Here is an 11,925-nt window from a genome sequence, read left to right on the forward strand (position 1 = left end):
TTCTGCCAGATTATTAACCTCGCTCTCAGGCGGAAGCCAAAAAGTGTAATGCCGCTCAAGTATTCTACGTTTCGTCCGATATTTCTTATATATAAACACTATTTATGTGTTAATTTAAGTCATTCATAATAATGATTATCAATATCAAAGGCGTGACCATAAAATATGCAGGAAAATGATTTCTTCACCTGGCGACGCGCAATGTTGTTACGCTTTCAGGAGATGGCGGCAGCAGAGGATGTTTATACTGAATTGCAATATCAGACACAGCGGCTGGAATTTGATTATTATGCCCTGTGTGTTCGTCATCCCGTCCCCTTTACCCGGCCTAAAATATCGCTTCGTACCACTTATCCTCCGGCGTGGGTAACGCATTACCAGTCCGAAAACTATTTCGCGATCGATCCGGTATTAAAGCCGGAAAATTTCAGGCAGGGTCATTTACATTGGGATGACGTGCTATTTCATGAAGCGAAGGCGATGTGGGATGCCGCCCAGCGTTTCGGATTACGCAGAGGCGTAACCCAGTGTGTGATGTTGCCGAACCGGGCGCTGGGCTTTTTATCTTTCTCCCGTAGCAGTTTACGCTGCTCCTCGTTTACCTACGACGAAGTGGAGCTGAGGTTGCAACTGCTGGCGCGGGAGAGTCTTTCGGCGCTGACAAGATTTGAAGACGACATGGTGATGGCGCCTGAAATGCGTTTCAGTAAACGTGAGAAAGAGATTCTGAAGTGGACGGCGGAAGGGAAGACCTCATCGGAGATCGCCATTATTCTGTCGATTTCTGAAAATACCGTTAACTTCCATCAGAAAAATATGCAGAAGAAATTCAATGCGCCAAATAAAACACAGATTGCCTGCTACGCTGCGGCGACAGGTCTGATATGACGTGCTGACGATGCTTCGCGCCAGACGCGAAACCGGCTGAAAGCGATGCTAACAGCCGGTTTTTTACTACTGGCGGTAAGCCTGTTTAATTTGCTTAACCGTACTGGAAAATACCGCCGCTTGTGCTTCATCATCCATCTGCGCGATCTGTTTTTCCATTTTAAGAATCACGCGCCCTGCATCGGCCTGGCCCATCGCCTGCAGCATCAGCGTTAACATGGCTTTCAGGCAGTTGACTTCAGTAGCCAGTTCTTGATTATTCTCAGCGGTGGAAAAATCAGGCGTACTCATTTATTTTCCTCGTTATGTTTCAGTGAAAATGTGCGATAGCAGATGTTAAGGCGGCGGAGTATACCATAAGCTACGCTAAAAATAGCAGTGGTTGTTTTTTGATCAAAAAGCGGAGGGGTTACCCACAAAATAAACGTTGCCGCGTGATGCATATATTTTCTTCATTCTTTGTTTATTACGCGTATTTCACTCGTTAATTATTGTTACAAAGTTGATTCTCTAATTAGTGTTTAGACAGCGGAACGTGAAATTTTTGTCACCATTATGAAATATCAGCCCGGGACAGCGCCGCCAGAAGGGGCTACAACGTTGGCAGTTGCCACATGACGTACAACATAATTTCCAAAAACGAGAGCAAAATCGAATACCCGGTGTTTTTTTACGTTTCAAAGTTGAGATAAAACCAGCTAATATAAGGACGATTAACTATCAGTAGCGTTATCCCTATTCTGGAGATATTCCTTTGATCAACGTTCTTCTTGTTGATGACCACGAACTGGTGCGCGCAGGGATACGACGCATTCTTGAAGATATAAAGGGCATTAAAGTTGTCGGTGAAGCGTGCTGCGGAGAGGATGCGGTAAAATGGTGCCGTACTAACGCCGTTGACGTCGTGCTGATGGATATGAACATGCCCGGTATTGGCGGCCTTGAGGCGACGCGTAAAATTGCCCGCTCGACAGCGGATATCAAAGTGATCATGCTGACCGTCCATACGGAGAACCCGTTGCCCGCCAAAGTGATGCAGGCTGGCGCAGCTGGCTATCTCAGCAAAGGCGCTGCGCCTCAGGAGGTGGTGAGCGCTATTCGTTCGGTGTATTCCGGACAACGTTATATCGCCTCCGATATCGCTCAGCAGATGGCGCTCAGTCAGATTGAGCCTGCAAAAACGGAAACGCCGTTCGCCAGTTTGTCTGAACGCGAGTTGCAGATTATGCTGATGATCACCAAGGGTCAGAAGGTCAATGAGATTTCAGAACAGCTGAATCTCAGTCCTAAAACGGTGAACAGCTATCGCTATCGTATGTTCAGTAAATTAAACATTCATGGTGATGTTGAGCTGACTCACCTGGCAATCCGCCATGGCCTGTGTAATGCGGAGACGTTAACAAGCCAGTGAGTGAAATATTTGACGCAAAGGCGTTTTTGAAAACCGTTACCAGCCAACCCGGTGTCTATCGTATGTATGACGCCGGCGGTACGGTTATTTATGTCGGTAAAGCAAAAGACCTGAAAAAGCGTCTTTCCAGCTACTTTCGCAGCAACCTGGCTTCGCGTAAAACCGAAGCGCTAGTTGCGCAAATTCAACACATTGATGTCACGGTAACGCATACCGAAACGGAAGCGCTGCTGCTTGAGCATAATTACATCAAGTTGTATCAACCGCGTTACAACGTGTTGTTGCGTGATGATAAATCCTATCCTTTTATTTTTCTGAGCGGCGATACCCATCCGCGTCTGGCGATGCACCGTGGCGCCAAACATGCGAAAGGCGAGTACTTCGGCCCATTTCCTAATGGCTATGCCGTGCGGGAAACGCTGGCGCTGTTACAGAAAATTTTCCCTATCCGCCAGTGCGAAAACAGCGTATATCGCAACCGCTCGCGTCCTTGCCTGCAATATCAGATTGGCCGCTGTTTAGGCCCCTGCGTTGCAGGACTGGTCAGCGAGGAGGAGTATGCGCAACAGGTGGAGTATGTCCGGTTGTTTTTGTCCGGTAAGGACGACCAGGTCTTAACACAGCTGATTGCCCGGATGGAAAAGGCCAGCCAGGATCTGGCATTTGAAGAGGCGGCGCGTATTCGCGATCAGATCCAGGCGGTACGCCGGGTCACGGAAAAACAGTTTGTCTCCAATGCGGGCGACGATCTCGACGTTATCGGCGTGGCTTTTGATGCGGGTATGGCCTGTGTGCATGTGCTGTTTATTCGCCAGGGTAAGGTGCTGGGCAGCCGCAGCTATTTTCCAAAAGTACCTGGTGGTACGGAACTGGGCGAAGTGGTGGAAACCTTTGTCGGGCAGTTTTACCTGCAGGGTAGCCAGATGCGCACGCTACCGGGCGAGATACTGCTCGATTTTAATCTGAGTGATAAAACGCTGCTGGCCGATTCGTTGTCGGAACTTGCCGGACGGCGTATTCATGTCCAGACAAAACCGCGCGGCGATCGCGCCCGTTATCTCAAGCTGGCGCGGACCAACGCGGCAACGGCCTTAATCACTAAACTCTCGCAGCAGTCCACCATCACGCAGCGTTTGACCGCGCTGGCGGCGGTATTAAAACTTCCTGCGATCAAGCGGATGGAATGTTTTGACATCAGCCATACCATGGGGGAGCAAACGGTCGCATCCTGTGTGGTATTTGACGCTAACGGGCCGTTACGCGCCGAGTATCGTCGTTATAATATCGCGGGCATCACGCCGGGTGATGACTACGCGGCGATGAATCAGGTGTTACGTCGGCGTTATGGCAAGGCCATAGAAGAAAGTAAGATTCCGGATGTTATTCTGATCGACGGCGGAAAAGGGCAGCTCGCCCAGGCGAAAGCCGTTTTCGCTGAGCTGGATGTCCCCTGGGATAAGCATCGTCCTTTGCTGCTTGGCGTCGCCAAAGGCGCGGACAGAAAGGCCGGTCTGGAAACACTCTTTTTTGAACCGGAAGGCGAGGGGTTTAGCCTGCCGCCGGACTCGCCGGCGCTGCATGTTATTCAGCATATTCGCGATGAGTCGCACGATCACGCGATCGGCGGGCACCGTAAAAAACGCGCGAAGGTTAAAAATACCAGTACGCTGGAAACTATTGAAGGCGTTGGGCCTAAACGTCGCCAGATGCTGCTGAAATATATGGGCGGTTTGCAAGGACTACGTAACGCCAGCGTAGAAGAAATTGCAAAAGTGCCGGGTATTTCGCAAGGTCTGGCAGAAAAGATCTTCTGGTCGTTGAAACATTGAGGCCACTGTAGCAACATAGGGGTAATTTCACTGACAACAGATAGTTACCCGTCACTATGCAATTTAATATCCCTACGTTGCTCACGCTGTTTCGCGTCATCCTGATTCCATTCTTTGTCGTGGTGTTTTATTTGCCGTTCGCTTGGGCGCCGATGGTCAGCGCGCTGATTTTCTGTATTGCCGCTATTACCGACTGGTTTGACGGCTTTCTGGCGCGACGCTGGAACCAGAGTACGCGTTTCGGCGCTTTCCTCGACCCCGTCGCCGACAAGGTGCTGGTGGCGATCGCCATGGTGCTGGTCACCGAGCATTATCATAGCTGGTGGGTGACGTTACCTGCGGCGACGATGATAGCCCGCGAAATTATTATCTCTGCTCTGCGTGAATGGATGGCGGAGCTGGGCAAACGCAGTAGTGTAGCGGTCTCCTGGATCGGTAAAGTCAAAACTACCGCGCAGATGGTGGCGCTGGCGTGGCTCTTGTGGCGTCCGAATATCTGGGTAGAGTATGCCGGGATCGCGCTTTTCTTTGTCGCAGCGGTGCTAACATTGTGGTCCATGTTGCAATATTTGAGCGCTGCACGCGGAGATTTGCTTGATCAGTGATCGTTTCGCCGCAAATTTCAGCAAACGATCGTGAGTGACGAAAAATATCGTTGACTCAGTGCGTCAGGTAAGTAGAATGCAACGCATCGAACGGCAGCACTGATTGCCAGACGATAACAAAATCAAGTGATTAACAAAGTTGCTTGATACTGCGGGAATAGCTCAGTTGGTAGAGCACGACCTTGCCAAGGTCGGGGTCGCGAGTTCGAGTCTCGTTTCCCGCTCCAGTTTAAAAGCATTGGCGTAAAGCGGATGCTGGCTGAAAAGCCAAAAAAATTTGGCGCGTTAACAAAGCGGTTATGTAGCGGATTGCAAATCCGTCTAGTCCGGTTCGACTCCGGAACGCGCCTCCAATTTTTCCCGAGCCCGGATGGTGGAATCGGTAGACACAAGGGATTTAAAATCCCTCGGCGTTCGCGCTGTGCGGGTTCAAGTCCCGCTCCGGGTACCATGGGAAAGACAAGAATAATCAAAGCAATAAGCAGTGTCGTGAAACCACCTACGGGTGGTTTTTTTGTGCCTTCAATTTGTATGCCGACCGCGAGCGTGAACTTTCCAGCGCGATACACAGTAAAAAACATCGGTAGCGGCATTTCTGCCAGTACAACAGTTATGTGCTACCGACCCGCAAGAACTTATGCCTGGTAATTACTAAACGTCGGGTAAATCAGCCGATAAAATCCATTAATCTCTATAAAAAATGCTGATATGTTTTATGCCTGCTTTATTAAAGAGAGTAGGTCTGCCAGTGAAATATACCGATAATGCAAAATTATTTATTAGCTTCATTAATATTGGGATTGTAGGTTGCGCTTTGCTACTTTTTTTTATTTTGTATGAGCCTGAGAGTGCAATCGTAACCTACTCTTTTCCAGGAGAGCTTTCCTCTTCGACATGTGATGCGCGTAATTTTATTGGCTACGTCGATGAAAACGACTTTGCAGAGTATATAAAAAAAGTAGAACTGACGCGCTACAGTATGTATTGTCTGAAAAAAACAGGGGCGGGTCAGTGGAGTATTTATGCAAATTAAACGAGTATATAACTGTTCAGGGTGTTTTCTGCACAGTTTAATTAAAGGTAGATAGCGAACTAATATTCATCATAAGGTAATGTGATCCGCATCATGCTTTAATCACGTTTTGCAATATTGTCTTAATAACAGGTCAACTACAGATAATTTCAGGTTTTCGTGAATGGCGGTTTTGGTCAGTCTCTATATTATGCTTTCCCCGCTTTACGGAGATGATGATGCAAAAGAAAACCTGGGCCGTTTTATTGATACCATTGTGCCTCACCGCTTGCCACCAGACGACCTACCGATCAACAGCCAAAGATGAAATTTTCACAGGGAGCTATATTGACCCGACAAAAACACGCTTTCCGTTAGCGGATTATTCACAGTCGGTTGATAAATGGATACCTCCGGACTCGGCTGATTACACTATTCCGGTTATTGATAATGCTACCCAACAACGCTACTTTAACGCACTAAAATCTCATTATTTCGGAATGGACAGTGAAGCGCACTCGCCGTGGAATGGTTTTTATATTACCGCATTGCTGAAAAAAAACGCAGCACAGGCGCGGGATGCCAGTATTAAGCAGTTTCTTAGCGACGGCAGTGCTTATTGGGGGGAAAACTTCAGACTTTATACCTCTCGCTGGAAAGAGGAGGTTAGAGGGAATACGGATACGCAGATTGACAATATCTATCATGCCTCCCGGCGAGGTATTATGGTCAGAGAAAGTTTAGTCAGAGCGCTGCCAACGGACGACCCGCTCTTTAACGATCCCCGTCAGGCGGGCGAGGGGTACCCGTTTGATAATTTACAAATGTCTTCGCTGCGTCCCGGTACGCCGGTCTATACGCTGACGAAGAGCAAAGACCAACGCTGGCAATATGTCGTTTCACCAGCGGTAACTGGCTGGGTTCATAGTGAAGATATTGCCAGTACGGATCAGAAATTTATAACACAGTGGGTTTTGCTTGCTCATAAGCAACTGGGGGCATTTATCAACGCGCCGGTTTCTGTCCATGTCGCAGGCGTCTATTATTTCACCGGGCGACCGGGCACTATTTTACCGTTCCGACATCAACGGGCGGGCCAGTTCCTGATTGCGGCGCCAGTTCGCGGCAGCAACGGTCGCGCGTTTATCCATTGGGTCTGGCTAAGCGGTAACGAGTTTACGGCTATGCCGTGGAAAATGACGCCGGAAAATATCGCCGTGCTAATGAAAGCAATGTACGGCGCCCCCTACGGTTGGGGAAATTTTAACTTTTATAATGATTGTTCAGCCGAAATCCGCAGCCTGTTAATGCCGTTTGGCATATTCCTGCCCAGACATTCATCCGCGCAGGTAGAGGCTGCTGGACGGGTGGTCGATCTTAGTCATAAAAGTCCCCAAATGCGGATCGATTATCTCACCAGATACGGAAAACCGTTTACTACGCTGGTCTATATTCCAGGGCATATTATGCTGTATATCGGTAACACAACCATGAATGGGCAGGTCGTGCCGATGACTTATCAGAATATCTGGGGATTGCGCCCAAACCATGCTAATAGCCGGAGCATTATCGGTGAGGCGGTATTTTTGCCGTTACTGCGTTTTTATCCTGAAAGTCCTGAGCTGATATCACTGGCTGGTAAGGTTCTGTTTAAGCTTGGTTATATAGAATAGGTTGACAAACTGTGTTATCGCGGAAGACATGATTAAGGCAACCGTGCGCGTGGATATAAAGAGAGTATCCCTGTAAACTGTGTCTGAAAAAAGTATGCGCTATAGTGCGGGCTGTTTATTTGAAATACTATCTGGAGCTGATTCTGGATGTGATTATGTGCCTCACACATTGAAGTGAGAGTTATTGTTGGCGGTATCTGGCTGGAGGCTGGGTGGTAAAAAGACGTAATTTATTGCATTTTAATAACGGTGCCCGGTCAGAGCGCGATCTTGGGGATCTGGTCACTAAAGTTTTTGAGAAAGCGGCGAAAAAAGAACCGCAACCGCTATACACATTTAGCCTGCCGTTGCTGAGTGTGCAGGATGAGATCCGTGTTTACTGTAAGAAAAAAAATATCAAAATAGGGTACGATACGCTGTTTATGGAAATAACCTTTTCTGCTGACAGAGAAGCGGTAGACGAACTCATTAAACACTTTTTTACTGAAAATAAGCTCTATTTGAGAGGGCGGTTTTATCTGTCCGCGGCGGTGGTATAAGTTAGCATGAGTATAATATAGCGAGAAACCCATCTCTCGCTTTTGTGTGGGGCGAGCGCTTCCTGGCGGAAAATCTGCGCCCTGATCCTCCTTTTGTGCGTTAACTTCCGGAATCCTCCTCATTTCGTGTTAATCTGGCCCCTGATGGTTGCCATCCAACTGCCTGCAAAAAAATTATTTTTATCCGCTGCAATGTAAGAGGCCTACAGGCGGAAGTCATCACTGAGGAAAAGCGTTATGAAAATGGAACCATTAAACGAGAACGAGCTGGAATGGCTGGATGATGTGCTGACGAAATACAATACCGATCAGGCCATTTTGGATGTCGCGGAGCTGGACGGTCTGATTACTGCGGTACTAAGTTCTCCGCGTCCCATCGACCCGGAACAGTGGCTGGTCGCGATATGGGGGGGACCCGCGTACGTACCGCGCTGGACATCTGAAAAAGAAATGACGCGATTTATGGATCTGGTGTTCCAGCACATGGCGGACACAGCCGCCCGGCTTGAAGACTATCCAGAACAGTTCGAGCCGCTGTTTGGCCTGCGAGAAGTTGATGGCCATGAATTAACGATTGTTGAAGAATGGTGCTTTGGTTACATGCGCGGAGTGTCGCTGTCCGACTGGTCTGACTTGCCGGATACGCTAAAACCGGCGCTGGAAGCGATTGCCTTACACGGCACGGAAGAAAACTTTGCGCTGTTGGATAAAATGAGCCCGGAAGCGTTCGATAAAAGCGTTGACGCTATCCGTATCGCGGCGCTTGAGCTGCATGCCTGGTGGATGGCGCATCCGCACACGACGCCGCTACAGATGCCGATAAAAGCAGAGGTGAAAGTGGGGCGTAACGATCCTTGTCCATGCGGGAGCGGCAAAAAATTTAAGCAGTGCTGCCTGCATTAATGGCTCGTAAACGGCCATAGCGTGATGATTATCGAGCCTGGACGGCGTCCGGGCCCGGTAATCTTTGCCTGGCGTTAACCTGGATCGGGCAGGAACCCCAGTGCGATCGAAAACTGGACGCCAATCACGACAATGCCGCAGATAAACACCAGCGCCAGCGCTGGCGTGCCGCCTGCCACACGATATCCCGCCTGAGGGCTCTGTTTACGGCATTGCCAGACCAGCATGGCAGGGATGAGTAGTGCCAGCACTGCCAGCGCTACGCCGGCATAGCCTAATGCCATCACAAATCCACGTGGGTAGAAAAGCGCAAACGCCAGCGGCGGCAGAAAGGTAATCAGCCCGGTTTGCAGGCGTCCGGACACCGTACTGCGGCGCTGGAATAGATCGGCCAGGTAATCAAATAATCCTAGCGCTACGCCCAGAAAAGAGGTCGCCAGCGCCAGATCGGCGAACAGGTGGACCGCCAGTTCGACATGTGGCGAAGCGACCACTTCTCTGAGCGCCTGCAGCAGGCCATTTAACCCGGCATGGCTGGCCAGTAGCCCTCTGAATGTCGGCGAGTCGATACTTCCCAGCGTGGCGAGCTGCCAAAAAATATAGGCCACTAGCGGAATGGCGCTACCCGTCATAAAGACCCAACGCAGCCGGCGAATGTTGCCGTTCATATAACTCACAATACTCGGTACGCTTCCGTGAAAACCAAACGAGGTGAAAATGACCGGTATGGCGGACAATGCCAGCCCCTGCTGTAAAGGAAGCGTAAGAAGATTTACTTTATGAATATGTGGCGTGAGCAACGCAAGCATGATGACCAGAAAAATGATCTTTGCGCTAAACAGGAAGCGGTTAAAAAGGTCGACCAGCGAGGTGCCCACACATACCACCCCACCGGCAACAAAGGTGAACAGCAGTACTCCGGCAGCGGGCGAGAGCGTGGCGCCAAGCCAGTTATTAATACTGGATGCCAGTAATTCTCCGGCTCCGGAAATGTAGGCGGCAGTGAGCGCATACATTAAGAACATCATACTGAATCCCGTAAGCCACTGTCCGTAACGCCCAAGATAGCGTTTTGCCAACGAGCCCAGCCCGGTATCCGCCGGAACGTGTTGATATACCTCCAGTAATAGTAGCGCGGTATAACACATCAGCGCCCACAGACCAATCAACAATCCCAGCGTGACGCTGAAACCAACGCCAGCCGCTGCCAGCGGCATTGCCAGCATCCCGGCGCCGATAGTGGTGCCTGCCACGATAAAAATACTGCCCAGAGTTCTGTTTTTCACGCTTTCTACTACCCCGGTAACAAAGAACGGTGATATCCGCGGCGCAGGGTAAGGCATTACGCTATTTTCGTCAAATGGTCGTTACAATGGGTGTACTGTAAAATTTACAGTTCCGGGCATAAAAGCGAATATGGAAGGAGACGCGGACAACCGCCGTAAACCTGCGCTAGCGCAAAGTCGCTTGTACACGGACACATTAGGCTACGAGTTTTATTCAGGAGGGGTTATGGATTCCATTCATGGTCACGAAGTGCTCAACATGATGATTGAGTCTGGCGAGCAGTACACGCATACCTCGCTGGAGGCGGCAATAAAAGCGCGCTTTGGCGAGCGGGCACGATTTCACACTTGTTCAGCATCAGATATGACGGCGGCGGAACTGGTCGCGTTTCTGGCGGCGAAAGGAAAGTTTATTGCGGTGGAGGACGGTTTTTCAACGCATGAGAGTAAAATCTGCCGCCATTAATACGCCACGGTGAGAGCGCGTCTCACCGTGTAAGGACGTGTTGGATTAATTTTGCGTATCCAGGGTGGAGAGTTCTTTATCAATGAAATAAAGCCCTTCGCCGCTTTTTCCCGCCAGCGTTAATTTATCAATAATAGATTTGAATAATTTTTCTTCTTCATGCTGTTCTGCCACATACCACTGCAAGAAATTAAATGTCGGATAATCCTGGCTGGTCATTGCGGCATGAGCCAGTTCATTAATTTTTTGCGTAATAAGCTGCTCATGCTCATAGGTCGCGCGGAACAGCTCATCCAGCGAGGCGTACTCAGCGAAGGGCGAAGAAACGGTATGAATGCGCGGCAGGCTTCCGGTATCGGTAAGGTAGTCAAACAGGCGCTGCATATGCGTCATCTCTTCTTGCGCATGGCGACGAAGAAATGCGGCCGCGCCTTCAAAACTGTGATAGCTACACCACGCGCTCATTTGTTGATAGAGCAGGGAGGAGTACAACTCCAGATTCATTTGCTCATTCAGTTTGTCGATCATTTCTGTTTTCAGCATGGTTCCGCTCCACAAATAGCAAAAGATATACGGTAATGTGGCGCCACTATAATTTGTTATTTTATTATTTGCAAAAGGTAAAATATTAAATTTAATTATTAAAAATACGAATGGGAATAAAACGCATTAACGCCAGTGTATAGCGTATAAAAATAAAGGAAAGCCAGCACCTTCATGCTGGCAATAGCGACCCTGCACTCTCCTCCATTGTAGATGGTGTCGACGTTAAGCCAGCCGCCTTAATAATAAAGCGGCATGATTTGCGGGACGGCAACGCCCCGGCACTGCCAGGAGAGGGTAAATCGGGTGTTCAGACACAACGAGCCCGCATAAATGCTACAGGTTCCTACCGGCTGACCAAACGAAACGGCATCGGCATAGCCCATCTGCTGGCATTCGCGTGTTGCGGTCCCGTGAGATACATAATCATCTGTCCGTGAAGTAAAAAATAGCGGCTGGTTATACGTCAGGCGCACGATGCCGCTTATCGGGCTGGCTTCGCTGACCTGCGCTTGTCGAGTAATGGTGCATCCCGTCAGGGCTAGCAGTGAAAGAGTAAAAATAAGAGGCTTCATAAAATCGCTCCGACAGTTCGGTATCAGACCATGCTACCTCGTGTCTTGCACTGTCAATGGCTGGAATAACTTACGGATTCGCCTTGATTAAAGGTAACGGCAGGGGATTTACAGCGGGAACAGAAAATGTGTGAGCGTCTTTTCATTTAATGAAACCTGGTTTTATTAAATTTGAATGTGTGTTCTCAAATGTGT

The 11,925-nt window shown here is 49.2% G+C and carries 14 protein-coding genes and 3 tRNA genes; 12 read left to right on the forward strand and 5 right to left on the reverse strand.

All coding sequences use genetic code 11. The features are described 5' to 3' along the window. Positions 1 to 165: 165 nt before the first annotated feature. Positions 166 to 888 carry a transcriptional regulator SdiA gene (gene sdiA / locus QEN31_RS09710; RefSeq protein WP_001157166.1) on the forward strand — a complete coding sequence of 241 codons (723 nt, stop codon included), beginning with the start codon at positions 166 to 168 and terminating at the stop codon, positions 886 to 888. 66 nt (positions 889 to 954) lie between these two features. Here the strand turns inward: sdiA and QEN31_RS09715 are convergent, their stop codons facing one another. Both QEN31_RS09715 and QEN31_RS09720 read right to left on the reverse strand, forming a co-directional pair. Beyond that, entirely contained in the window at positions 955 to 1,179 is a 225-nt protein-coding gene (locus tag QEN31_RS09715) for a DUF2594 family protein (RefSeq protein ID WP_000106483.1), read from the reverse strand. Then, on the reverse strand, positions 1,176 to 1,331 hold the full coding sequence (locus tag QEN31_RS09720) for a hypothetical protein (protein WP_000546186.1): 156 nt from the start codon (positions 1,329 to 1,331) through the stop codon (positions 1,176 to 1,178). Before QEN31_RS09720 ends, QEN31_RS09715 begins: the two co-directional genes overlap by 4 nt. A 311-nt stretch (positions 1,332 to 1,642) precedes the next feature. Here QEN31_RS09720 and uvrY point away from each other — a divergent pair, with 311 nt between their 5' ends. From uvrY to QEN31_RS09770, 10 genes are all read left to right on the forward strand, one after another. Beyond that, positions 1,643 to 2,299 (forward strand): UvrY/SirA/GacA family response regulator transcription factor, encoded by a 657-nt coding sequence (gene uvrY / locus QEN31_RS09725; RefSeq protein ID WP_000611323.1) that lies wholly within the window; start codon positions 1,643 to 1,645, stop codon positions 2,297 to 2,299. Beyond that, positions 2,296 to 4,128, forward strand: a complete 1,833-nt coding sequence (uvrC, locus tag QEN31_RS09730; RefSeq protein WP_001289464.1) for an excinuclease ABC subunit UvrC — start codon at positions 2,296 to 2,298, stop codon at positions 4,126 to 4,128. Before uvrY ends, uvrC begins: the two co-directional genes overlap by 4 nt. Positions 4,129 to 4,184: 56 nt before the next feature. Beyond that, a complete protein-coding gene (gene pgsA / locus QEN31_RS09735; protein WP_001160192.1) occupies positions 4,185 to 4,733 on the forward strand; it encodes a CDP-diacylglycerol--glycerol-3-phosphate 3-phosphatidyltransferase in 549 nt (182 codons plus the stop codon). Positions 4,734 to 4,884: 151 nt separating this feature from the next. After that, positions 4,885 to 4,960: transfer RNA gene (locus tag QEN31_RS09740), tRNA-Gly, on the forward strand. A gap of 52 nt (positions 4,961 to 5,012) precedes the next feature. Further along, positions 5,013 to 5,086 (forward strand) — tRNA-Cys (locus QEN31_RS09745). A gap of 11 nt (positions 5,087 to 5,097) precedes the next feature. Next, positions 5,098 to 5,184, forward strand: a tRNA-Leu gene (locus tag QEN31_RS09750). A gap of 249 nt (positions 5,185 to 5,433) precedes the next feature. After that, the gene (locus tag QEN31_RS09755) at positions 5,434 to 5,766 is read left to right on the forward strand and encodes a membrane protein (RefSeq protein ID WP_001682427.1); all 333 of its coding nucleotides are present in this window, start codon (positions 5,434 to 5,436) and stop codon (positions 5,764 to 5,766) included. Between the two features lie 212 nt (positions 5,767 to 5,978). Beyond that, positions 5,979 to 7,418 (forward strand): SH3 domain-containing C40 family peptidase, encoded by a 1,440-nt coding sequence (locus QEN31_RS09760; protein ID WP_010989033.1) that lies wholly within the window; start codon positions 5,979 to 5,981, stop codon positions 7,416 to 7,418. Positions 7,419 to 7,630: 212 nt separating this feature from the next. Next, a complete protein-coding gene (locus tag QEN31_RS09765) occupies positions 7,631 to 7,957 on the forward strand; it encodes a glucose-6-phosphate dehydrogenase (protein WP_000240837.1) in 327 nt (108 codons plus the stop codon). Positions 7,958 to 8,194: 237 nt separating this feature from the next. After that, positions 8,195 to 8,860: a YecA/YgfB family protein gene (locus QEN31_RS09770; protein WP_000781520.1), complete on the forward strand. Its 666-nt coding sequence runs from the start codon at positions 8,195 to 8,197 to the stop codon at positions 8,858 to 8,860. Between the two features lie 74 nt (positions 8,861 to 8,934). Here the strand turns inward: QEN31_RS09770 and tyrP are convergent, their stop codons facing one another. Beyond that, positions 8,935 to 10,146 carry a tyrosine transporter TyrP gene (gene tyrP / locus QEN31_RS09775; RefSeq protein ID WP_001562965.1) on the reverse strand — a complete coding sequence of 404 codons (1,212 nt, stop codon included), beginning with the start codon at positions 10,144 to 10,146 and terminating at the stop codon, positions 8,935 to 8,937. A gap of 226 nt (positions 10,147 to 10,372) precedes the next feature. Between tyrP and QEN31_RS09780 the strand changes: the two genes are divergently transcribed. After that, complete coding sequence (locus tag QEN31_RS09780; RefSeq protein WP_000377238.1) at positions 10,373 to 10,612, forward strand: YecH family metal-binding protein; 240 nt, start codon at positions 10,373 to 10,375, stop codon at positions 10,610 to 10,612. Positions 10,613 to 10,657: 45 nt separating this feature from the next. Here the strand turns inward: QEN31_RS09780 and ftnA are convergent, their stop codons facing one another. Then, entirely contained in the window at positions 10,658 to 11,155 is a 498-nt protein-coding gene (gene ftnA / locus QEN31_RS09785; protein WP_000920611.1) for a non-heme ferritin, read from the reverse strand. A gap of 239 nt (positions 11,156 to 11,394) precedes the next feature. Beyond that, the gene (locus QEN31_RS09790) at positions 11,395 to 11,730 is read right to left on the reverse strand and encodes a YecR-like lipofamily protein (RefSeq protein WP_000803229.1); all 336 of its coding nucleotides are present in this window, start codon (positions 11,728 to 11,730) and stop codon (positions 11,395 to 11,397) included. Positions 11,731 to 11,925: the final 195 nt, after the last annotated feature.

It is taken from the genome of Salmonella sp. SA15303 (genome assembly GCF_029962125.1).
GTDB classification, from domain to species: domain Bacteria; phylum Pseudomonadota; class Gammaproteobacteria; order Enterobacterales; family Enterobacteriaceae; genus Salmonella; species Salmonella enterica.